14 protein-coding genes are annotated in these 24,212 nt (G+C 35.3%); 11 read left to right on the top strand and 3 right to left on the bottom strand.

From position 1 onward, the window contains the following. Position 1 precedes the first annotated feature (1 nt). The 6 genes from ABTV69_RS18025 (at position 2) to ABTV69_RS18000 (ending at position 10,868) form a co-directional block, all read left to right on the top strand. Positions 2-2,023, top strand: a complete 2,022-nt coding sequence (locus ABTV69_RS18025) for a RagB/SusD family nutrient uptake outer membrane protein (protein WP_433831228.1) — start codon at positions 2-4, stop codon at positions 2,021-2,023. A 25-nt stretch (positions 2,024-2,048) separates the two neighbouring features. Next, entirely contained in the window at positions 2,049-3,638 is a 1,590-nt protein-coding gene (locus ABTV69_RS18020; protein ID WP_433831226.1) for a hypothetical protein, read from the top strand. Between the two features lie 92 nt (positions 3,639-3,730). Further along, entirely contained in the window at positions 3,731-5,200 is a 1,470-nt protein-coding gene (locus ABTV69_RS18015; protein WP_433831224.1) for a pectate lyase, read from the top strand. Between the two features lie 117 nt (positions 5,201-5,317). Further along, positions 5,318-7,783, top strand: coding sequence for a glycosyl hydrolase family 95 catalytic domain-containing protein (locus tag ABTV69_RS18010; RefSeq protein ID WP_433831222.1), 2,466 nt, complete (start codon positions 5,318-5,320; stop codon positions 7,781-7,783). Positions 7,784-7,968: 185 nt separating this feature from the next. Continuing rightward, positions 7,969-9,201, top strand: coding sequence for a glycoside hydrolase family 88/105 protein (locus tag ABTV69_RS18005; protein WP_433831220.1), 1,233 nt, complete (start codon positions 7,969-7,971; stop codon positions 9,199-9,201). Between the two features lie 29 nt (positions 9,202-9,230). Continuing rightward, entirely contained in the window at positions 9,231-10,868 is a 1,638-nt protein-coding gene (locus tag ABTV69_RS18000) for a glycoside hydrolase family 43 protein (protein WP_433831218.1), read from the top strand. 246 nt (positions 10,869-11,114) lie between these two features. Here the strand turns inward: ABTV69_RS18000 and ABTV69_RS17995 are convergent, their stop codons facing one another. After that, the gene (locus tag ABTV69_RS17995) at positions 11,115-15,500 is read right to left on the bottom strand and encodes a hybrid sensor histidine kinase/response regulator transcription factor (protein WP_433831216.1); all 4,386 of its coding nucleotides are present in this window, start codon (positions 15,498-15,500) and stop codon (positions 11,115-11,117) included. Between the two features lie 421 nt (positions 15,501-15,921). On the opposite strand from ABTV69_RS17995, the gene ABTV69_RS17990 reads away from it, so the two are divergent. Next, positions 15,922-18,258, top strand: a complete 2,337-nt coding sequence (locus tag ABTV69_RS17990; protein WP_433831214.1) for a TonB-dependent siderophore receptor — start codon at positions 15,922-15,924, stop codon at positions 18,256-18,258. A 198-nt stretch (positions 18,259-18,456) separates the two neighbouring features. Beyond that, complete coding sequence (locus tag ABTV69_RS17985) at positions 18,457-19,044, top strand: MEDS domain-containing protein (RefSeq protein WP_433831212.1); 588 nt, start codon at positions 18,457-18,459, stop codon at positions 19,042-19,044. Between the two features lie 43 nt (positions 19,045-19,087). Here the strand turns inward: ABTV69_RS17985 and ABTV69_RS17980 are convergent, their stop codons facing one another. Together ABTV69_RS17980 and ABTV69_RS17975 are read right to left on the bottom strand one after the other, a co-directional pair. Then, positions 19,088-19,393, bottom strand: coding sequence for a hypothetical protein (locus ABTV69_RS17980; protein ID WP_433831210.1), 306 nt, complete (start codon positions 19,391-19,393; stop codon positions 19,088-19,090). Positions 19,394-19,621: 228 nt separating this feature from the next. Next, positions 19,622-20,908: a hypothetical protein gene (locus ABTV69_RS17975; protein WP_433831208.1), complete on the bottom strand. Its 1,287-nt coding sequence runs from the start codon at positions 20,906-20,908 to the stop codon at positions 19,622-19,624. An 809-nt stretch (positions 20,909-21,717) separates the two neighbouring features. Here ABTV69_RS17975 and ABTV69_RS17970 point away from each other — a divergent pair. From ABTV69_RS17970 to ABTV69_RS17960, 3 genes are all read left to right on the top strand, one after another. Continuing rightward, positions 21,718-22,374: an outer membrane beta-barrel protein gene (locus ABTV69_RS17970; RefSeq protein WP_433831206.1), complete on the top strand. Its 657-nt coding sequence runs from the start codon at positions 21,718-21,720 to the stop codon at positions 22,372-22,374. A gap of 210 nt (positions 22,375-22,584) precedes the next feature. Beyond that, a complete protein-coding gene (locus ABTV69_RS17965; protein WP_433831204.1) occupies positions 22,585-23,391 on the top strand; it encodes an AraC family transcriptional regulator in 807 nt (268 codons plus the stop codon). A 19-nt stretch (positions 23,392-23,410) separates the two neighbouring features. Beyond that, a complete protein-coding gene (locus ABTV69_RS17960; RefSeq protein ID WP_433831202.1) occupies positions 23,411-24,208 on the top strand; it encodes an SDR family NAD(P)-dependent oxidoreductase in 798 nt (265 codons plus the stop codon). Positions 24,209-24,212 lie beyond the last annotated feature (4 nt).

The following is a 24,212-nucleotide window of genomic DNA, read 5'->3' as shown; positions in this document are numbered from 1 at the left end:
CATGAAAAAATATATTTATACTGCATTTGCGGTCCTTGCATTAGGAACAGTTTCCTGCAATGATGACTTTCTAGAAACTACTTCGCCTTCAAAATTAAGTTCGCAAACCGTTTTTAATACGACATCAATGGCTAAAGCAGCCGTTATGGGAGTTTACGGAAAAATGACAGACACTTACATTTACGGGCAAAAACTATCTGTAAACTGGCAAGGAGTTAGTGATATTGAAACTAATTCGGGATTTAGTACGACCGGCTACAACTCTACAAGCTCTGATTCTGGAGCGGGTAATTTTTATGACGATCCTTACAACACGACTACTAAATGGGAAAGTTTATTTCAATTTGCCGAATTGGCTTCGTCTGCCGTAGAAGGTATTCGTAAATCTCCTGTTTTCGAATCTAAAGCAAATGAAATGAAACCGCTTTTGGGTGAAGCTTTAACACTCAAAGCTTTAGCTTATTTTGAGCTGGTAAGATTCTGGGGAGATATTCCGTATAAAGGAGAGCCTTCAAAATCGGATCTGTCTAACGTTTATATCGGAAAAACCGATCGAGATGTCGTTTATGCAGAATTAGTAAAAGATTTAAAAGAAGCGGTTGGCTATCTTCCGTATCTTAAAATGGCTCCAGAATATACTACTGCAGAACGTATTTCTAAAGGTTTTGCCAAAGGCTTATTGGCAAGAGTAGCTCTTTTTGCTGGCGGATGGTCGTTGCATGATGGCAATCTTTTTTCAGATGAAAATGTAGAACATCATCCAACCATGCAGGCTGAAAACGGATATTATGTAGGACGCGTTAAAAACTGGCGTGAATATTATGAGATTGCAGCACAGCAAACAGCTGAACTTTTAGGCAGTTCAGAACACCAGCATACTTTAGATCCTAATTATGAAAATATCTGGAAAACAGTTTGTAATCTGGGCCAGAATGCTTCAAATGAAAACTTATTTGAAGTGGCTTTTGGTTTGGGTAATAACGGAGATATTGGTTCTCTGATGGGCTATGAAGTGGCTTCGAATACCAAAAATGGTTCTAGAGGTTTTGGAGGAAGCTACGTGAGTTCTCAAGCTTATTATTTCTACTCTTTCGATCCAGATGATTTAAGACGTGATGTCACACTTTCCTGGACAAGCTACGGAAGCGAGAATAAAGAAATTATGAAAACAGATGCGCTTAGTGTAAGCTTTGCAAAGTGGCGTATTTACTGGATGAATCCTTCTTATTTAGCCTTGCATAAAACAGCTAATTCGCGTATTGCGACAGGAGTAAACTGGATTTTAATGCGTTACTCTGATATTTATTTAATGTTCGCAGAAGCTGAAAGCCAGTTGTCTAGTCCGGATAATTTTAATTCGGTAGCAAGAATGTCTCCACGTCAGGCATTAGAAACAGTGAGAGCACGTGCTTTTGGAAGCAGTTCTTCGAAAATAAAACAATACGATGCTAATTTCTTTAATGCTATTGTTAATGAGCGTGCTTGGGAATTTGGCTGTGAAGCTATCCGTAAACAAGATTTGGTTAGATGGGGACTTTTATCTGATAAAATTGAGACCATGAAAAAAACATTATGCTTAATGCTTGATCATAAAGAAGCGGTTACCATTTTTGACAAAAGTTATCAGGCTTCAGATTTTCCGCAGACTATTTATTATAAATTTAAAGATGCGGAGTATATTGATAAAAGCAAAATTAATTACTACCAAAATTTAGGTGCCAGTCCTGGACCAGAATATTTGTCTGCTTCGTGGTTTACTAAAAACGCTCAAAAGCCAACTAGCGGAACGAATAAAAATTATATCGACTGGCCAACACGTATTTTATTGGCGGGAACAGGTATTAATAAATCTTACGATTATTCTAGTTTTTTAGGTTCTATGACTAATGGGACAGAAATACAATCCAATTTGGTGCAATACACAATGGGAAATAAAAGCTGTAATTACAGACATTATTTCTGTATTTATTATGAAGACTTATTTGAGTCTAAAGGGAATTTAACGAACTCTTATGGATACTAAACCTAAACCTGTAAAATTGGAAAAAATGAAAAAAAATATTGTATTTGGATTATTTTCTCTGCTTGCTTTAGTGTTTGTAAGTTGCGAAAAAGATTATAATGATTGGGAAGTAGAAGAAGGGCACGAACGCCTTTTTAAATCTCTGATTTTTGAAGCATCTAAGGTGGAATCTACTCAGGTAGAATTAAAATTCACTAAATCTATAGACGCGACTAAATATGTTTTTGAATTTAGTAAAGATAGTTTGCAGTTTAGTCAAATTGTGAAAACAGTAGAATTGTCAAGCGCTGATTTGGTTCCTTTTGCAACGTCTACTAATCAGACCAAAGTGGAGTACCGCGAAATTTTTGGTGATTTGGATGGCGATTCAGGTTATTCGGTTCGAATGAAAAGTGTGAGTGAGGTAACTGGACTAGAATCTAAATTAAGCCAGATCTTTTTTAGAACCCCAGCCGAACAATTGTTTACAGGCTACACTCCAGCAGCAAATAGTATAACAGTTTCGTGGACTATTTCTCCGAGAGTTACTAAGGTGGTTTTGTATGATGAGTCGGGATCGAGCATTAAAGAAATTCCTTTAACAGAACAGCACAAAACTACAGGAACTCTAGTAATTGATAATTTGGCTATTGGAACAAATTATACAGTGAAGATTCTTAACGATACAAATGTAAGAGGGGCTTTAAGCGTTCGAACTACAGGTATTTTTGATAGTACTATTTACAATGTGCTTCCTGGTGATAATGCCACAACAATTGCGAAAGCGATCAGTGATTTGGTAGCTGCGGGTTCTAAAAACTTTACTGTTGTTTTTGATAAAAACACCACTTATAATATTGGCGGAGATATTACAATTCCAACAGGAGTTAATGATATTGCTTTTGTAGGTATTGCCGATGCTAATGGTCAGCTGCCTAAATTGTTAAATGCTCGATTTAGAGTGCAGACTCAGATTAATGATTTAATTATTCAATACTTAAATACCACTTCTGCAGCAGCATTTTTTATTGACTTAGGGACAAAAAATGTGCATAATATCAATATAGATGGCTGCGAAATAGATAACATTAACTCTATAGTTCGTTTAAGCGGTGCTTCTATTGTAAATGATGTTATTGTTACCAATAGTAAGATTTCAAGAACAGGCGGTTACGGCGTCTTCAATGTGGCTGCAGGACAAGTTATTAATTCAATAACAGCTCAAAATTGTACTTTAACCGAAATCAGCACTCGTTTCGCAGATGTACGTGTGGCAACAAAAATTAATTTCTCTAACATTACCTGTGTGAATATTACAACGGCAATGGGGCATTTATGGTTGTTTGATAATGCAAAACCAGTTCAGCTCACGATTCAGAATATGATTATTGGAGGTCCAAACGGAGGCGCTAAAATTAATAGTACCAACGGAACTTACGCAAGTATTGCTATTTCTTACACCGGCAGTTATATGACTAAAGATCTAATTGTTGATACCAGACCTTTTACAGGTATTACGGCTGTTCCATTAGATATTTACGGACTATTCGTAAATCCTGCGATGGGTGATTTCCACATCAAAGAAGGAACAGGCTTTGCGGGTACAGGCGTAGCAGGTGATAAAAGATGGTTTTAATTGGTAAATAATTATATTTAGTAGCTTAAAACAAAGGGAATTATGAAAAATATATTCCCTTTGTTACTGCTACAGTATAAATTTTTTTTAGTATGCATAAAAAATTAGCAAGCACTGTGTTAGGGATATTTTGTACTTACGGTTTAATATCCTTTATACCAAAAGAAAAAGGGCATAACAGTAATAAGCCCATAGTAGAAGAAGCTTTTGCTTTTCCGGGCGCAGAGGGCGGAGGCTCAAAAGCAACTGGAGGCAGAGGCGGAAAAGTAATAAAAGTCACTTCATTAGAAGATACTGATACAGCAGGCACTTTGCGATATGCTATCAACCAGAAAGGGCCAAGGATCGTAGTTTTTGATATCAGTGGAACGATTTATTTAAAAGCTGCTCTGCATATTAAAAACGGTGATTTAACAATTGCAGGTCAGAGCGCACCTGGCGGTGGTATATGCGTAGCACATTACGATGTAAACGTCAACGCTAGTAATGTGATCATGCGATACCTTCGTTTTAGAATGGGCGATGTAAATAAAATTGAAGCCGATGCTCTTGGTGGACGTTTTCAGAAGAACATTATTATAGATCACTGTTCGGTGAGCTGGTCTACTGACGAATGTGTTTCTTTCTATCAAAATGAAAATTTTACGTTGCAATGGTGTATTATTTCAGAAGCTTTGAAAAACTCTTTCCACAATAAAGGATCTCACGGCTATGGCGGAATTTGGGGCGGAAAAAACGCAAGTTTCCATCACAATTTAGTAGCTAGCAACGACAGTCGTAATCCACGTTTGGGAGAATATGCCAATCATGAATTTGCACTTACCGATTTAGTTGATTTGCGCAATAATGTAATTTACAATTGGGGAGGCAATAGCTGTTATGGAGGCGAAGCTATGAATGTCAATATTGTAAACTGCTATTACAAACCAGGACCCGCAACAGTAAAAAAAGACAGAATTATTTCTATTGATAAAAATACCAAAGCCAATATTTCACCTAATCCTGTATATAATATTTGGGGAAAATATTACATCAACGGAAATGTAATCGAGGGATCTCCAGCAGCTACAAAAGACAATTGGACGTATGGCGTTTTCAATCAGTTTTCTCCTGGGTACGGAGTGGTTTCAGATGCTGATAAAAATGCAATTAGACAAACCAAACCTCATAGCGCTTTGCCCGTTACCACACATACAGCTCAAAAAGCATATGATTTGGTATTGCAATTTGCAGGAGCGTCTTTGGTTCGTGATGCAATTGATATTCGTATTGTTAATGATGTGGAGAGCGGAAAAGTAACCAATACTAATGGAGGCAATGGCAGTAAAAATGGCATTATAGATACTCAAATCGCTGTGGGAGGCTGGCCAGATTTGGCTTCGGGCATTGCTTTAAAAGATACTGATAATGACGGAATGCCAGATGAATGGGAAAAAAATAACGGACTTGATCCTGCAAAAAATGATGCTAACGAACGTAAGCTAAGTACAGCGTATGATAATGTTGAGGTCTATATAAACAGTATAGTAGCGAAACAGACCGAACAGCAATTAAAATTATAATCCTTTTTAGAATTATTCAATTCGTTTTTGTTTTTTAGTTAGCTCCGCCTGCAGGGAATGTTTCGTTTTTTGCAGGTAAGCCAACTAAGGCAGAAATGTTTTTATCTTTAGTACAAAATGAAAATAGAGAATTATCAAAGAATAGCCGTATACTTTTTCTTCATGTTAGCTGTAATTCAGCTAAATGCTCAAAAACTGATTCTTCAATACGATAAACCCGCTTCCAATTGGAACGAAGCGTTGCCTATTGGGAACGGTCGTTTGGGAGCAATGATTTTTGGAAATCCAGGAAAAGAAGAATTGCAATTGAATGAAGAAGCTATTTGGGCAGGAGAACCGGGAAATAATGTTCCTAAAAATACGTATGCCAACATTGAAGCTATTAGAAAACTGATTTTCGAAAAGAAATACAAAGAGGCACAAGATCTGGCGAATCAAACTTTTCCGAGACAAGCGCCAAAAGATTTAAATTACGGAATGCCTTATCAAACTGCTGGGAGTTTGTGGTTTGATTTTCCTAATCATGAAAAAGTTTCCAATTATAAAAGAGATTTAGATATTGAGAAAGCAATCACTTCGGTTAGTTATTCGGCAAATGGAATTGCTTATAAAAGAGAATTTTTTGCTTCTTTTTCGGATGATGTTATTGTCGTAAAATTGACAGCAGACAAGAAAAAAAGCATCAATTTTTCAATCACTTCAACAAGTCCGCAAATACTTAATTCTGTCAAAACTTTAGACAACAAATTAATTTTTGAAGGAACTTCTGGAAGTACTGATAATAAAATTGGAAAAGTAAAATATGTCGGTCAAGTCAACTGTATTTTAAAAGGCGGAACTTTAACCGCAAAAGCAGCTAAACTTTCGATCGAAAAAGCAGACGAGGTTATCATCCGAATTTCATTAGCAACTAATTTTAAAAATTATAAAGATCTTTCAGAAAATCCTTTTCAAAAGTCAAAAGCTATTTTAGAAAAAGCTTCTCAGAAAAATTATCAGACTGCATATCAAAATCATGTGTCGGCTTATCAGAAATATTTTAATCGAGTAAAACTAAATCTTGGAGATTCTCCGCAATCAAAAAAAACTACTGATGTAAGGATAAAAGAATTTAATGACAATTACGATCCGCAGTTAGTAGCGCTTTATTTTCAGTTCGGAAGATATTTGCTTATTTCGAGCTCTCAGCCAGGCAATCAGCCAGCGAATCTGCAAGGAATTTGGAATCATAAATTAAGCCCGCCGTGGGACAGCAAATACACCGTAAATATTAATACCGAAATGAATTACTGGCCTGCTGAAACGACAAATCTCAGCGAAATGCATCAGCCGCTTTTTAGTATGCTGAAAGATTTAGCAGTAACAGGACAAGAAAGCGCCAAAGAAATATACCATGCGAGAGGTTGGAACATGCATCATAATACCGATTTGTGGCGTATAACAGGCGTAGTAGACGGTGGATTTTATGGAATGTGGCCAATGGGAGGTGCATGGCTAACACAACATTTGTGGCAGCATTATCTCTATACTGGTGATACTGCGTTTTTAAAAGAGTATTATCCTGTTATGAAAGGAGCGGCGCAATTTTATCTGGATGTACTTCAGGAAGAACCAAACAAAAAATGGCTAGTCGTTTCTCCATCTATTTCTCCAGAGAATACTTATCAAAGCAATGTTGGAGTTGCGGCAGGAACCACAATGGATAATCAATTGGTTTTTGATGTGTTTAAAAATATTATAAGCGCTTCTAAAATATTAGAAACCGACAATAAATTTGCCGATTCAGTAAATGTCGCTTTAAAAAGACTGCCGCCTATGCAGATAGGACAATATTCTCAATTGCAAGAATGGCTGTACGATTGGGACAAGCCAAATGATAAACACAGACATATTTCTCATTTGTACGGATTGTTTCCATCAGGGCAGTTATCGCCTTTTAGAACACCCGAATTGATAGAAGCGGCGAAGAATACGCTAATATCTCGAGGAGATGTTTCGACAGGATGGTCAATGGGATGGAAAGTAAATTGGTGGGCTCGTTTATTAGATGGCAATAAAGCTTTTAAATTAATAAAAGATCAGCTTCGTCCAGCACCCATGGAAAGCAAAGGAGAATCTGGTGGAACGTATCCGAATCTTTTTGATGCGCATCCACCATTTCAAATTGATGGTAATTTTGGCTGTACTGCCGGGATATCTGAAATGCTGTTGCAAAGTTATGATGGTGCGGTTCACTTATTGCCAGCACTACCAGATGAATGGACAAATGGTAATGTTTCGGGTTTAAAGGCTCGAGGCGGTTTTGAAATTGAAGAAATGAAATGGGACAAAGGAAAAATTATTTCCGTAACCATAAAGTCAAATTTAGGAGGGAACCTTCGTTTAAGATGCTATTCCAAACTTAAAGGGAGAGATTTGATAACTGCTCAAGGCGAAAATTCTAATGCGTTTTTCAAAATTCCGTCAATTCAAAATCCAATCATTTCAGAGAAAGCGAAGTTGATTGGTTTAAACAGTCAGAAAATATTTCAGTATGACATCGCTACAGAAAAAGATAAGAGCTATATTTTTTATGCTGAGTGATAATTTAAAAACAGGCATCTTTAAAACAGATTGCCTCGTTTTTTCTATCTGACATTGCCAAAAAGTTTAATTTTTGTCAAATGCCCCCTTATATTTTGCATATTGACCACCTTTTGTTCTGTGCTAGCAAGTAGTTTTGTCATTATAAACGTCGAATTATCATTTACTCATTAAATAAGGTTATTATGTTGAAGTTTAAAAAAGAAAGATTTAAAACACATACGCTAGGAAAGTCAATTTTAGCTTTTTTATTCGGAACGGCAGTTGTTTTGAGTCAAAATCAAAAAAAGGTGTTTTCAGTTCAATTGGCCGAATCTGTAATGTATAATAATGCGGCAGCTTGGATGACCGATTTCAACCCAAAGCCTGTATGGGGTTATGTGCAAGGCTTGGTGTGTCTTTCGCTGCAAGAAGTTAGCAAAGAGAAAAATGATCCCAAATATTTCGATTATGTAAAAAATACTTATGTCGATTTATTGATTAATGAGAAAGGCACAATTGAAGGCTATCAGCCAGAAACTTTTAAACTGGATGATATTAATTCGGGCAAGATATTATTTTCTTTATATGAAAAAACAAAAGACGAACGATATAGGATTGCAATTGAAAAACTGCACGAACAATTAAAAAAGCAGCCAAGAATTACAGAAGGAGCTTTTTGGCATAAAAAAGTTTATCCCAATCAGGTTTGGTTAGACGGTTTGTACATGGGGCTTCCATTTTATGCGCAATATGCTGTTACATTTGGAGACGCTCAGGCTTTTGACGATATTACTTCTCAATTATTAACCGTACAAAAACATCTAAAAGACCCTAAAACAGGATTGTATTACCACGGTTGGGATGCCAGTAAAACAGTTTATTGGGCAGATCCTAAAACCGGATTATCTCAAAATTTCTGGGGACGAGGCGTAGGATGGCTGTATATGGCTTTAATAGATGTTCTGGAATACTTGCCAGCCAATCATAAAGACCGAAAGGCAATAGAATTAATGTTTCAGAATTTGACGGATGATCTTGTAAAAGTTCAGGATCCAGCTACTGGTGTATGGTTCCAAGTGCTTAATTACCCGAAACGAGATGGAAATTATCGTGAAGCTACTGGTTCAGCGATGTTTGTTTATGGCTTAGCTAAAGGGTTGCAATTAAAAGTTTTGGACAAGAAACATTTTAAAACTTTGAAAAAAGCCTATTCAGGTTTTCAAAAAGAGTTTATAAAAATTGATGGCAATAAACAGATAGAAATTACCTCTTGCTGCGCAGGTGCAGGTTTAGGTCCAGCAGACAATCTGGTTCGAAACGGCACGTATGATTATTACATTCACGAAGCAGTGAGATCTAATGATGGTAAGGCAATTGGCCCTTTTATAATGGCGTGTTTAATACTAGAAAAACATCCGCAATGGACAATTCTTTAATCTTTAATTGAAAAATAAATAATATTCAGATGAAAATAAAATATGTGGCTCTTGCCTGTTTGGCCATAACAAAAATAGGTAATGTTTACGCTCAAAAAAATGCCGAAACGATTTCTAAGGTTTGGGTTTCTGACTTAGGAAATGGAAATTATAAAAATCCGATTCTTTACGCCGATTATTCTGACCCCGATGTTTGCCGCGTGGGAAAAGACTATTTTATGACTGCTTCGTCTTTTAATTGTATTCCAGGACTTCCAATTTTGCATTCGAATGATTTAGTGAATTGGAAATTGGTGAATTATGCATTGCCAAAACAGCTTCCGACAGAAACCTACGATAAAATACAGCATGGAAATGGCGTTTGGGCGCCTTGCATTCGTTTTCATAACGAAGAGTATTATATTTTTTACCCTGATCCTGATTTTGGAATTTATATGACTAAAACCAAAAATCCGTACGGTAAATGGTCAGAGCCTGTTTTAATTAAAGCGGCAAAAGGAATTATAGATCCAGCTCCTTTTTGGGATGAAGACGGTAAGGCTTATCTCGGTTATGCCTTGGCAGGAAGCCGAGCTGGAACCAAAAGTGTTTTAATGCTTTGTACCATTGATCCTGTGAATTGTATGGCTAATGATGATGAGGTTTTATTATTTGACGGACATAAAAACCATACTACAGTTGAAGGGCCTAAATTTTATAAACGCAATGGTTACTATTATGTTTTTGCTCCTGCAGGCGGTGTGGCAACAGGATGGCAGCTAATCTTGAGATCAAAATCTATTTACGGTCCTTATGAAGAAAAGATTGTTTTGGAACAAGGAAAAACAACTATAAATGGCCCGCATCAGGGAGCATGGATAGATACGGTGACTGGTGAAGATTGGTTTATACATTTTCAGGATCAGAATGCTTATGGGCGCGTGGTGCATTTAAATCCGATGAGTTGGAAAAATGATTGGCCAGTTATGGGAGTCGATAATGATAAAAATGGCATTGGAGAACCAGTTTCCACTTATAAAAAGCCAAATGTAAATGCGCAATATCCTTTGGCAACACCGCCAGATTCAGACGAATTTAATGAGCCAATACAAGGTTTGCAATGGCAATGGCATGCCAATAAGCAATTGGTTTGGGGTTATCCTTCGGCGGGTATGGGATATTTCCGTTTTAACTGTATTCCAAAACCTGCAGATTTCAAAAGTTTATGGCAAGTACCGAATATTTTGGCGCAAAAATTTCCCGCTGAAGAATTTATGGCAACCTCTAAAATAACCTTTACACCAAATTTTGATAATGAACAATTTGGATTGGTCGTAATGGGAAGAAGCTACAGCAGTTTGACAGTCAAACAGATTAATGGCAAACTAAAATTAATGCAGCTATCTGCCAACAAAGCCGATAAAGGTGCCGAGGAAACAGCAACAGAAATAGCGACACTTTCTAATACTACTTTTTACTTCAGACTTACAGTTCAAAAAGGAGGGAAGTGCCAATTTTACTACAGTTTAGACGATAAAAAGTATTTGAAAGCGGGTTCTGAATTTTTAGCTTCTGAAGGAACTTGGATCGGATCTAAAGTTGGTTTTGTCGCTTTGAGAGAAGGAATAATAAATAACGCGGGGTATGCTGATGTAGATTGGTTCAGAGTTTCTAAAATTGAAAAATAAGTTTTTTTATAGTGTTTTTTACCCTAGTGGATTATTGTTTAAGTGGTTAGCTGTTTTTGTGGTTGATTGTAGTTAATCTATTATTTTACACTAGTATAAAAGAAGTCTTCGGACTTCTTTTTTTATGGATGTAAGATTCGTTATCAAAGAAATTACTTTTTATTTTGAACTAAGAAAGCCATTAGAGAAAAAATACATTTACTACTCTAATGGCTTTATTTTAGATGCTGCAATTTTAGTGCATCTTTAACTTTTATGCTTTTGTCGGTATTCTGTTGGCGTATGTCCGTATTTGTTTTTAAAGGATTTGGTAAAATATTTCATATCAGAGAAACCAGTCATATCTGCTATTTCTTTAATTAATAATTGAGTGTCAGACAACAATTGTGCTGCTCGTTTTATTCTAATATCTCGGATAAATTCAACCGGAGAATAGCCTGTTAAGCTTTTTATTTTATAATATAAAGTTGTTCGGTTTAAGCCTACATTAGCGCCCAAAACTTCCACAGAAAATTCATTGCTATCCATGTTTTGTTCAATGCAGCTCATAATTTTTCGCATTATTTCTTCATCCTTGTCACTCACTAAATGCGGTTTCGGATCATAATCTTCTTTAGGATGCGGTTCTTTTTCAAAAGTATTTTTATCATAATTTTCAAAAATGCTCTGTAATCGCTTTCGTTGCTCTAATAAATTTACAATGCGAGCTCTTAAATAGCTTACGCTGAAAGGTTTGGTAATGTAATCGTCAGCACCATAATTGATTCCCTCCAATTGACTTTCTATAGTCGTTTTCGCTGTTAATAATACAACTGGCACATGGCTTGTTTCTATATTATTTCTGATTTTTTTCAATAAATCTACTCCGTTGAGTTTAGGCATCATGATATCGCTGATTACAAAGTCGGGCGTGTTTTCTACAATTTTTTGATACCCATCTTCACCATCTTCGGCTTCAATTACTTCATAATCTTCTTCCAAGACATTTTTTATGAAGGATCGTAAATTCAAATCATCTTCAACAATAAGCACTTTTATTTTTTCATTTGACTGCTGTATAGCATTTTCATTTTCTGAAGTGTTATCTACTTCTATTGGTTCTTCATTTAGGATTTCTACATCATCATTAAAGTGATCACGCCCAGATTTAAAAAACAATGTAAAAGTGCTTCCTTCATTAGACTTACTTTTAAAAGTGATTTCTGCATGATGCTGCTCTGCCAATTCCTTAACCATAGAAAGTCCGATCCCAGTACTCGGATTATTGGCATTAGTATTATGAGATGAAAACCGATTGAAAATACGGTTCTGAAAATCTTCTTGTATTCCTAGTCCCGAATCGATAACTTGTAATTGTAAATTAGTAGTTGTTCTAACTATTTTTAACGTAATCGATTTTTGATCTGGAGTATATTTAAAAGCATTAGAAAGCAAATTCATTATAATTTTTTCTAAAGCACTCTTATCAGCCCATAGGTGAAAATCGTCTCCTTCGACTTCAAACAGATACGTGATATTTCGTTCCTGCGCTATTTCCAGAAAGTTGTTAAATATATCATTGGCAAATACAGCCAGATTGATCTCTGAAATCTGTAGTTTTTGATCTTGTATTTTTCTAAAATCCAATATTTGATTTACCAAACGCTGCAGTCTATTGGTATTTTGGGAAACATAAGTCAATTGTTTTTTTACTACCTCAGATGTTCTAGAATCATTAATAAGGTAATCAATAGGACCAGTAATCAAGGTAAGAGGAGTTCGTAATTCATGCGATATATCAATAAAAAATTTATGTTTCATCTCAAACATATCTTTCTCCATTTGCGTATTGGTTTTAAGTCTGTACATAGTAAGAACTACATAGTTGATTCCCAGAATAATTGCCAAAATCAGCATGCCGTAAAAGATATAAGCAATCCAAGTATTCCAAATAGCTGGAAGGACTGTGATATTTATTTGGCGTTCATTAGCCACCCAGTTTCCCTGGCTATTGGTCGATTTTACCTTGAAAATATAATTTCCTTTTGGAACGTTGGTATAAAAAGCAGCATGCTGATCGTTTGTATAATTCCAATTTTCATCAAAACCTTCCAATTTGTAGGCGTATTTAATGTTTTCTAGATTGATGTAATCTAGAGCTGCAAATTCAATATTAAAAAAGTTCTGATTGTGCTTTAACTCTATAGCAGGATTGCTGTCTATCGAATACGATAAATGAAAAGGAGTATTGCTGCTATTTTGATTATAAACCTGGAAATCAGTTAAAGCTAATGTTGGAATAGTATTATTTGATTTTATTTGGTTTGGAAAGAAATGAAGTACTCCTTCGGCATAGCCAAATAATAATTCTCCGCTTTGCAGCTTAATCCTCGTAGCTTCTGTAAAGTTATTAAAAGCCATTATGGGTTTAACTTCTGAATACACTTCAAACAGTTCTGCTTGAGGATTAAAACGCGTTAAAATATAATCGGTCGTAATCCAGATATTCTGATCATCATCTTCTAATAGCGATAATATATTATTGGACGGTAGGCCTTCTTTTTGTGTGTAATGTTTAAATTCCTTTGGAAAACCTTGTGCGTCTCTCGTAAGTACTTTACTAATACCTCCATCGGCAGTTGCTATAAAGGTTTGACCGCTTTTCGTTATGCAGAAATCAATAATGTCATTACTCTTTAAACCGGCTGTTTCTTGTTGCGTTTTTTCGTAAACTTTAATGGTCGAAATTAACTCTGGAAATCTCTTTTTTCCGTCTAATATCAATAATCCAGTTGTAGAACCAACATACAATATTCCTTTTTGGTCTTGTTTTATGCATCGAATATGAGCGTGTTTTTCAAACAGCGTATTTTTTAATCGACCATTCTGATTGATAAATTCCAAAGTGTTTCCGCGTTTTCGAATTAGATTCAACCCGTTTAGCGTACCCACCCATAAACGTTTAGCTTGATCTTCAAAAATAGAATAAATATTATCGCTGCTTAAGCTCTTAGGATCATTTTCTATGTTTTTAAATTGCTGTACCTGAAAGCTGTACGATTTACTTTCACCTATAAATTTATATAAGCCATCTCCACGAGTTCCAATCCATATTGCATTTTCTTTATCTTGAATTATGCTATATATGGGCTTTTTCCAAACGGCTTGAGAGGTTAATTGACCATTAGGAGATATATAGCCAAGTTTTTTTAGGTTTTTATCAAAAAGAATCACTTGGTTTTGCTTGTTGGCAATCCAAATGTTTTCATTTTTGTCTTGAAATGCGGCGCGCACGTCTTTGATGCCTAACTTTATTTGCAGATTCTCAATTTTTAAGGCTTTAAAATTATTTTGGCTAAAAGTAACTTTTATGATTCCAGATGTTTGGGTATTGTACCATAAATTGCCTTGTCTGTCAAAATAAGCAACGTGAAATTTATTACTGAAATTTCCTTTAGGGAAATAAGCCGTAGTTTCAAACGGAATTAAGCGATTGGTTGCAGCGTCGTATTTTGAAAAGCTTCCATTATTGGGCTGTACCCAGATTTCTCCTTTTGCATTCGTTAACACCGTGGCTTTTACCGAAAACTGCGTAGCTCCAGTTTCTTCTGATCCCGCAGGGAAGTAAGTTATTTTTTTTGTTTTGATACTAATAGCATAAATACCTGCTTCTTCTTTGCAGGTAAACCATAATAAATCTTGAGTAAGACTTATAACATTGATTTTCTTTTGAACCAGACTTGGCAAGTCAGAAGTCTTAAATTTAGTAGTTTGGCCCGTATAAATGTTAATCAAACAAAACTCGGCTTGTTCTGTTATGGCCACTACAGTAGCACGGTCTATTTTTTTTAGAATAATAATTTCGCCTTTTAAACCTAGTTGATGGGTTCTGTAGTTTTGAGTTCCTTTTGTGTATTGCAATAAGTTGCTGTCAGCTCCTCCAAACCATATTTCGTCTTCAAGTTCCAATGCGCTGAAAAAGCCCTTTGTTTTTTCATTGGTCTGTAAAGATGATTTTCTATCAGCATGTAATTTTGTAGCATTGATCTTAACGATTCCACGGTCGGTCAAAATCCAGCTGTTTTTAGAACGGTCTTCAAAAACAGCATTTATTTTGTTACTGTTTAATTCTCCATTTTCTGTGCTGAATATTTGATAGGAATAACTATTGCTAGTAATGGCAATACATCCGTTATTTTTTGTGATAAGCCAGACCAAACCTGATTTTTGCGGAATGATTTGGGTAATTTCAATATTGTTTTTTACGACTTCTGGTATAAGTTCGGCTCCCCAAAATTCATTAAGAGCAGGATCAAAACAATAGGCTTTATTTTTATTGGACAATGTGCGCATCCAAATTTTGCCATAGGCATCTTCAGCGATCCAGTCAATTCGGTTGTTTTTCATCAAAACTTTATCGATCGCGTCGGTCTTATAATTTTTAAATCGATATCCATTGTATTTGCTCAATCCATTTGTAGTAGCAAACCACATAAATCCTTTTTTGTCTTGAATAATGTGATTGATAATATTATGAGGCAGTCCATCTTCTACCAAATAATGGTTAAAGCTGTAACTCTGCTGGCAATAGCAAGATAATTCACTCAGCAATAAAAGCATAAAAGTGAAGAAGGATTTTCTTTTAAATTTCATCAAAATGTAATCTAGGTAAAGGTTTTTGGTATATTTTACTAAAGTAGAAAATTGTTTATTATAAGGATGAACAAATTGTCTCAATAGAAGGAGAAAAATCATTTCGGTCCTATTGACCAACAAAGAGATTTCTCTTCAAAATTGTAATGGTCAACTGCACAAACTTATATTTTCTGTAGATTATAAATAGACGTCATTTGGCAAATTTTGAGGGGGCATATAACAATAATCTCTTTTTCTACAGCTATTTTTTCAGCATTATTAGCCCGTATTCTCCAAGTGAAATTAAGGCAAGACATTATATTTCCCAATTTGCTATTTAGAAGTAAAGTATTTGCTTGTTAAATTAATTTTAATTTTTATTTTTGCATGCTTTTTATTTGGAATAAATAAAAATAATAACTAACCAAATTTACAATCAATGAAATATTATAGTTTAAAAGGTTTTGATTTTGTTATTACTCTCGGCTTGTTATTTTTAACAGCAGTATCCTATGGTCAACTACACGGAAAAATTAATGGAAGGATTACAACTTCAGACGGGAAACCCGCTTCAGAAGTAAATATCGTTCTTAAAGATTCAAAGTATGGAACCTTTACAAATGAAGATGGCTATTTCGAAATGGGAAGAATAAGAGAAAACAATTATATTCTGCAGGTATCCTTAACGGGATACGAAACCGCTGAACAGAAAGTTGCTGTCGAAAACGGAAAAACTGTGACTGTAAATGTCCAGCTTGCTGTATCAAACAAAGAATTAGAGGAGGTGGTAATTAATAGCCGCAAAAGTTTAATATCTAAGAAAACATCTTATGTAGCTAGAATGCCACTTAAAAATATAGAAAATCCGCAGGTTTACAACGTTATTCATAAAGAGCTGATTCAGGAACAAATTGTGATTGATGCCGCTGGAGCTGTTAGAAATGCTCCAGGAGTTGTCCCTTTAAATTACCCATCGGGTGGATTTGCAGTAATTTTTAGAGGATTTTCTGTAGGGATAAATTCAAGAAATGGTATGGAAACTCTTTCAGGAAGATCTACAGTCGGAATTGCCAATGTAGAAAGAATAGAAGTTCTTAAAGGGCCATCGGGAACTTTATTTGGATCGTCAGCTTCTTCTTTTGGAGGAGTTGTGAATTTGGTGACCAAAAAACCTTTTGAAAGTTCGGCAACAGAAGTGTCGTATACAGGTGGAAGTTTTAATACAAACAGGCTTACTGTTGATGTTAATACTCCTCTAACAAAAGATAAAAATGTTCTTTTCAGACTAAATGCGGCAGTAGATAGGGAAAAAAGTTTTTTAGATTACGGATTTAATAATACCTTATCTTTTACACCAAGTATTTCTTTCAAGGCTACTGAGAAACTTATATTTACTGTCGATGCAGAATTGTTTAATGTTAATAATACTAGGCCACTGTATCCAGCAGCAACTATTGCTTCTGGAATCATTAATCCAAGCCAGATTAAGCTAGATTACAAAAAATCGCTGGTGCACGATGATGCGGACGCAAAAACATCTTCTGTAAAAGCATTTGTGCAGGGAGAATACCAGATATCGGAGAGATGGAAATCAACAACTTTATTTTCGTATGTAAATGAAGATGTGGAGTACAGCTATCAAGTTTTGCCAACATGGACCTCACCAACTACAGTTACTATTCGCGCGACTCTTTTTGGACCTATTTCAAGCAATTATACTAATATACAGGAAAATATAAACGGTGAATTTTTGACTGGCATTTTAAAGCATAAAATTTTGTTTGGGGCCAATTACAGATATTACACTGATACATTTTCTTCTACACCAACTCCTGCTACTCCATTTAGAACAATTGACGTAAGTACTAATTTCACACCAGTGAGAAGAAAAGATATTGATGCTGTTTTGCTAGCTCCAGTAATTCGCGCAGGAAGAGACGAATCTACATTTAGTGCTTATGGTTCTTATGTTCTTGGAGTTTCTGATCGTCTATTTGCAATGGCAAGTCTTCGTTTTGATAACTTTGAAAGGAAAGATAGCGGCACTGTTCCTGGATACAATCAAAATTCATTATCTCCAAAACTTGGATTGGTATACCAGATTTTAAAAGACCAAATTTCTGTATTTGGAAATTATATGAACGGATTTCAGAATTTGGCACCGGTTAACCAGCCAGATGGCAGTCAGTTAATTTTAGATCCATTGTACGCCAATCAGTATGAAGCAGGAGTGAAAGCAGAGCTTTTCAATAAAAAATTAAGTACAACTTTCAGCTATTACAATATTACCAATGATAATGCAGTAATTAGACAAGCAGATCTTGTTTATCAGCAAGATGGGAAGCAAGTGAGTAAAGGAGTGGAGTTTGAACTTATTGCTAATCCTATTGCAGGGCTTAATATTACAGCTGGATATGCTTATAATGACAATCGTATTGTTAAAACAAGTGATGCCAATAAAGCTATTGAAGGAAATAAAGCGCAAGATGCTCCAGCTAATGTGATAAACTTTTGGGCTTCGTATAAATTTCAAAATATGCTGAAAGGTTTTGGCATAGGTGCAGGAGCCAATTATGTAGATAAGAGTTATATGACTACAGCAAATACTTTTTACATTCCATCTTATACTCTTTTCAATCAAACAGTTTTCTATGAGCAGGCAAACTGGAGAATAGGTCTTAAACTGAACAATATCACAAACGAAAAATACTGGAGTTCATGGGGTGCACCACAACCTCCAGCTAATTTTTTAGTCAATTTAGCTTTTAAATTTTAAAAAAACAGTGTCAAATATATTTTAGTAAAGCCCCTCTCATGAACGAGGGGCTTTGGTTTTTATACTATTTTGTTACAGTCTGAATGATAAAAAAATTGAATTTAACTTTGACGCACTCTGGAATAATTAATTATGTATATTTGATCCATGAACAGACAGACTTCTTTTTCGGTATGTGGAGAATCACTACCGGCCCCAATGCACATTTGTGGATTTTTTGATTCGAAAGAACAACAGTATGAAGTAATCATTCCTTACATAATGGAAGGTTTAAAGGCAAATGATAAAGTTGTTAATATTCTTGAAGGAGAACGTCATGGAGAGCATTGCAGATGTATTGCTAATAATGGTGTCTCGATTGCTGAAAAGCTGTCAACTGGTCAATTGGAAGTGCTAGCTTCTGAGAATACTTATATAAAGGATGGAAAATTTGCTGCTGAAAGAATGTATAAGATGCTTGAACAAACTTTATTATCTGCTTCTAGAGCTGGTTATGAAAGCGTGAGAGCATGCGGAGATATGGTGTGGGCTCTCAAGAATCTTCCAGGAACGGATGAACTTTTGGAATATGAGGCCAGCTTAAATCTCCTTACTCCTAAACATGATGTTTCGTTAATCTGCATGTACGACATCAACAGTTTTAGTCCAAGCACGCTTACAGATATACTGCTTACACATCCTTATGTTATCAAAAACGGAAAGATTAGCAAGAATCAATATTATGTAGAGCCTTTGGAATTTCTGGCAAACCCTTCTAATTTCACGTCAAGCCCACTCAAATTGTAGTATTGTTATTTTGTGATAGCACGATAGGAAATGCTAATTGCTACTAATAGTAGTTAGATTCTAAATAGGGATCGTAGATAGCTGCGTCCCAGTGGGTATCATTATAATCATCTGTTTGTTCTTCCTCAGTTTCAATGTCAATGATGTTTTCAGAATAGTTGTGACCAATAGCTTGTAGAAACTCACAGTCAAAATCTGGTTCATCATTATGTTTTTGGTATAAGTCCATTACTGATGCTGTATGAGATTTTTGAGCATAAATTTCTTCATTTATAAAAGTAGATTCAGAGCCTATAGTAAAAGGTTCAGCGGAATTAAAATTTTGGCTTAAAGTTGTCTTTGGTTTCATATACTAATTAGTTACTGCATTTTTATTTAAAATCGATATTCAAAAATAGAAGGCTCAGTAACTTTTTTAATTATAGAATTTGGTCAGAGGTTTATATAATTTAGCAGAGTCGTTAAATTAGAAATTTCAAATGTTGAAAAAAATAAAGCTTGCTAAATAAGAGATAATAAAAAAGGAAACAGCCATAGTAGGTGTTTCCTTTTTTATTGTCTTTATGTGTGTGAAAAATTATTTGCCGCTAGAAGCTGTAATTTTTCCTAACTGCAATCTATAATCCGGTCTTCTAGTATTATATATGTCTACAAACGCTTCTTTGTTGTCTGTCTGCGAATGCACATTAGAGAAAATGCTATTGCCGTACCAATTTTCCAGATCAGAATTATCGGTTCTGTTTTCTGTAAAGATATTGCCTGTACATTGATTGAAAAACATTTCTTCAAATTTGATTTTTTTCAAGTTATCACCATTAACAACAGTTTGGCTGTCTAACAAAACTGCGGGATTAAAACCGGAAACAACACTTCTTTTAAGTTCCAAACCAGTGTTTTCAGCAACATAAACTGCTTCTTTTACTAGACCAGCTTGAATATCAGCGTTAATATTTTCACTGTCATTTAGCATAGTAAGATTGGAAGCAGAAACAAAAGTTGATTTTCTGGTAAAGTCCGTTTCGCTTTTCTTTTCATAAGCTTTAACCTCTAAGCATCTTGAACCGTCTTTATTACTTGAAAGATAAGAAGATCTCACTGCTAGTGAATTAAACAAACGGCATTGCGCTCCTTGAGTGATTTTAAAATCATCATTAATAGATTTATAAGAAACCAATTGTGACGCATTTACATCTCCACCGTAAAAAGCAAAAGAATCGCCTCCAGAGTAGCTTACCATGATGTTTTCTAAAACGGTTTTATTTCCAGCTCCAGCAACGGTAAGTCCGTTAAAACTATCAGCTCCTTTTACTTTTCTACCGGCAAATTCAATTCTCACAAATTTTAAAATTCCTGAGCTGCTTGCTACATTATCTCCACCATAAACAGTTAATGTAGGATCCAGATCCATATTGTAAGAGCCAACACCTCCAAATTTGTTGATAGGAGCATCGCCAAGAATTACTAAACCACCCCAATCGCCTGCTTTTTTCATGCTAGCGTTTGAAGTAAATACAATAGGATCTGTTTCTTGGCCTTCAGCTATGATTTTAGCTCCCTTAGAAATAATAAGTGTTCCTTTGGTTGCAGCATCTCCAATAATTACCGTACCTGGATCAATAGTAAGAACAGCATTATTGGTTACATATACATTTCCGTTAAGAATGTATACGTTCTTTTTCATCAGTTTTGTATTCTCGGTGATATTTCCGGCTAGTATTTGGTTAGCTTCTTTAGAATCGGCTTTTTGCGGTTTAAACTCTGTCCAGTTGTCTAGCCAGTTCGTGTATCCGATGATTCCTTTTTCCTGTTGAGCGTTTACGCTTGCTGCAAAAAGCAGACAAATCATTAAAGTAATTTTTTTCATAGTCTGGGGCTATTTGTTATTACATGTTTATATACTTCTAAAAATAAAATTTCATGTTTTTTAGAGCAGTTGCAGAAAATGTTTTTACAACTGCAAGAAAATTAAAATTGTTTTTCGGAAGTACCTATTACAAAAATAAGCAAAATGATTAGTGTTTACGGGGCTTTACTTAATATTTAACATTTGTTGAAGTTACTGATGCTTTTTTTTCTCACTGAACGCTACTTAAATAATTCAAATTTTACGCATTAATACTCATATTTAAAATTAAAAGCAGCTGTTCTTTTATTGTTTTAAAATAAAAATCTATAGTTCAGGGTATTCTATTTCTAAGAAATGGTCATTTTATCCCTTACTAATGATGCGCATGCTTTTTTTGCAACAAATTTATTACTGTGAAGGGCAGTAGGCAATACCTGATTTCATGGTTTTTTTGTTTAAAAGCATTGTGCGGCCAAGTACAATTTTAAGTAAAAGGTAAATATTCATTCTTTAAACTAAATGCCGTCCGTTATTTTTCGATTGATACAATAATTATGATTTCTGTTGCTGAAAAACACTTTCGTTATTATTTACCGCTAAAAAATTATAAAGGAAAAATCTCTCATATTAAATGTATTTTATGGAATAATCGACATAACATGGTTTCATTTTATAATTTGAAACACAATAGGCATCTCATTTTTGTGAAAAATGGCCTTTGTAAGATAACTTTGAAATAAATATTTAGTAATGCAACTCTAATTTTCAGGTAAGCTGATAGACTAGGGAAAAATAAAACCATTTATTATAAACTAAAATTAAAAATCATGAAAAAGTATCATTTATTAGTTGCCGTTTTTTTCTTTTCATTGACGATGTCAGCTCAAAGCGCGCAGTCATTTTTGCTTAATTTATATGGAGGCTACACTTTTGCTGATAGAGTAGATTTTGATTCTTCATACGGTCGAGTGGAAGATGGTTTTGAGTATGGTATAGGTCTGGAATATTTTATAATGGATAATGCTTCAATAGAATTAAAGTATAACAGGCTTGATACAAGTATGCCTTTATACACAAAAGTTAATTTGCCTAACAATGGTAATCCTATTCCTGCTGGAACTCAAGTTAATGCTGGAGATGATAAAGGAGCAATTAATTACATCTTAGCAGATTATACCTATTATTTTGGGTCAAGTTCTCAAAAAGCACTTCCATTTCTTGGTGCGGGTTTAGGAGTGGCAATTCTTGAAACTCCAAAAAGTGGTAGTGGAACTTATTTTGCGTGGGAAATTAAAGGTGGTGTAAAAGTAAAAACTAATTCACCATTATCAATTAACCTTCACGCTTATCTACAATCTATGTCAGCAGCTGTTGGGTATGATTACTATTGGGATTACTACTGGGGTCCTGTAGCTGTTACTGATTATGCATCAACATTTCAATTTGGTCTAGGAGCAGCAATCAGTTATGATTTCAGTAAATAACAATTGGTAAATTATGTTCTAAAAAAAGCCTGAGAGATTTCTCAGGCTTTTTTTATTGGTAGTAAGTCATGTTCCTTTTTCTAGTTTTAATTGATTATTTGTATTGGACCTTTAAACAAACAAAATTGGACTTTTCAGCCAAGTCGGTTATGACTTTAATAGGGAACTTTGCCTCAGAATTAATGTTATACTAAAAATGTAATAGAAATCATGGGAGAAACTGAAAAACAAGCTACGCTTATAGCTCCAAAGTTTGTGCGGAATCATTATCAAGGAAATGATTCGCAGGGAGAAGCATTGGTATCCGATCATATTTTCAGCTATATCATAAGCGGTAGTCATGAAGTATGGATTGGAGATCAGAAATTCACGTTCAAAGCTGGAGATTGTCGATTTTTTAAACGAAATCAGTTGGCTAAATATATTAAGCGAACTGAATCTGATGGATTTAAATCTTTAGCCTTCCATATTGATCAACATACATTACAGGAGATTGCTAAGGAATCCCATATTAAAACTAGGGATCGATACGGTGGAGAAGCTGTGAAATTGGTAAAAGAAAATGCATTGTTGCAAAATTTCATAAGCGGTATTATGCCCTATTATGAAAGTGGGAAACTGGACGAGGAGATGCTCAAGCTAAAGACAAAAGAGCTGGTTCTGATTTTGGCAGATCTAGATTTTGATTTAAAACACATGCTCTTTGAGTTTAGCAATCCTGGAAAGCTGGATTTGGAAGCTTTTATGAACGGTCACTATCGTTATAATATTTCACTGGAAAGATTTGCTTTTCTAACTGGAAGAAGTCTATCGGCATTCAAGAGAGATTTTGCGGTGCTGTTTAATGCAACACCGGGCAGATGGCTAGTGAAAAAAAGACTCCAAGAAGCACGTTTTCTTATTGAACAGCAATTACAGCGCCCTTCAGAGATTTATCTGGAGCTCGGTTTTGCAGATCTCTCGCACTTCTCGCATGCCTATAAAAAAGCATTTGGTAAAGCACCATCAAAACAATAAACATATTAAAATAGAAATAATGGATTTAAAATTAAAAGGAAAAAGAGCACTCGTTACGGGTTCAAGTTCAGGATTAGGCGAAGCAGTTGCCAAATTTTTAGCAGCAGAAGGAGCACATGTAATTGTACACGGTCGCAGTGAAAAACGCGCAGGAAAAGTCAAAGATGAGATTGTCGCTTTCGGAGGAATGGCAGAGATTGCCATTGGAGATCTTGCTACAGATGAAGGTGCAGATGCAATCGCACAGCAGGCTCTTGCCAATGGAAGAATCGATATTTTGGTAAACAATGCAGGTGAAACTTCTCATAAAACTTGGGGAGAAGCCACTGCAGAAGATTGGGGAACGATTTATAATAATAATGTTGTTTCTTATGTAAGAATGGTGCAGCGCATTGTGCCACAAATGAAAAAAATGGGCTGGGGTAGAATAGTTCATGTTGGAGGCGGATTGGCAGTTCAGCCTATTAAGGAGCAACCGCATTATAACGCGACTCTTGCTGCAAGACATAATATGTCGGTTTCATTAGCAAGATCATTAAAAGATTCTGGAATCACTTCAAATGTAGTTTCTCCGGGTGCGATTATGAACCCAATGGTAGAAGACTGGTTGGTTAATGCTGCACCAAAGTTTAATTGGGGAACCGATTTGGAAGAAATCAAATATAAAGCCGTTCAAGAACTTATACCTAACGACACGGGAAGATTTGGAGACCCGCAAGAAATCGCTGCTGCCGTTGCCTACCTTTGCAGTACTTATGCCGATTACATTAGTGGGGCAGTTTTAAGAGTAGATGGCGGTACAATTAAATGTCTTTAATTCA

It is taken from the genome of Flavobacterium anhuiense, assembly GCF_050990855.1.
Taxonomy (GTDB): domain Bacteria; phylum Bacteroidota; class Bacteroidia; order Flavobacteriales; family Flavobacteriaceae; genus Flavobacterium; species Flavobacterium anhuiense_C.
Note: the sequence above shows the minus strand (reverse complement) of the source record. Positions and strands in the feature narration are given on the sequence as shown.

What these genes read in the sequence shown, in the direction of transcription:
- ABTV69_RS17990 (WP_433831214.1), top strand. Translation starts at nt 15,922, where the DNA reads ATGAAATATTATAGTTTAAAAGGTTTTGATTTTGTTATTACTCTCGGC.
- ABTV69_RS17965 (WP_433831204.1), top strand. Translation starts at nt 22,585, where the DNA reads ATGGGAGAAACTGAAAAACAAGCTACGCTTATAGCTCCAAAGTTTGTG.
- ABTV69_RS17975 (WP_433831208.1), bottom strand. Translation starts at nt 20,908, where the DNA reads ATGAAAAAAATTACTTTAATGATTTGTCTGCTTTTTGCAGCAAGCGTA.
- ABTV69_RS18020 (WP_433831226.1), top strand. Translation starts at nt 2,049, where the DNA reads ATGAAAAAAAATATTGTATTTGGATTATTTTCTCTGCTTGCTTTAGTG.
- ABTV69_RS17995 (WP_433831216.1), bottom strand. Translation starts at nt 15,500, where the DNA reads ATGAAATTTAAAAGAAAATCCTTCTTCACTTTTATGCTTTTATTGCTG.
- ABTV69_RS17980 (WP_433831210.1), bottom strand. Translation starts at nt 19,393, where the DNA reads ATGAAACCAAAGACAACTTTAAGCCAAAATTTTAATTCCGCTGAACCT.
- ABTV69_RS18015 (WP_433831224.1), top strand. Translation starts at nt 3,731, where the DNA reads ATGCATAAAAAATTAGCAAGCACTGTGTTAGGGATATTTTGTACTTAC.
- ABTV69_RS17970 (WP_433831206.1), top strand. Translation starts at nt 21,718, where the DNA reads ATGAAAAAGTATCATTTATTAGTTGCCGTTTTTTTCTTTTCATTGACG.
- ABTV69_RS18005 (WP_433831220.1), top strand. Translation starts at nt 7,969, where the DNA reads ATGTTGAAGTTTAAAAAAGAAAGATTTAAAACACATACGCTAGGAAAG.
- ABTV69_RS18025 (WP_433831228.1), top strand. Translation starts at nt 2, where the DNA reads ATGAAAAAATATATTTATACTGCATTTGCGGTCCTTGCATTAGGAACA.
- ABTV69_RS18010 (WP_433831222.1), top strand. Translation starts at nt 5,318, where the DNA reads ATGAAAATAGAGAATTATCAAAGAATAGCCGTATACTTTTTCTTCATG.
- ABTV69_RS18000 (WP_433831218.1), top strand. Translation starts at nt 9,231, where the DNA reads ATGAAAATAAAATATGTGGCTCTTGCCTGTTTGGCCATAACAAAAATA.
- ABTV69_RS17960 (WP_433831202.1), top strand. Translation starts at nt 23,411, where the DNA reads ATGGATTTAAAATTAAAAGGAAAAAGAGCACTCGTTACGGGTTCAAGT.
- ABTV69_RS17985 (WP_433831212.1), top strand. Translation starts at nt 18,457, where the DNA reads ATGCACATTTGTGGATTTTTTGATTCGAAAGAACAACAGTATGAAGTA.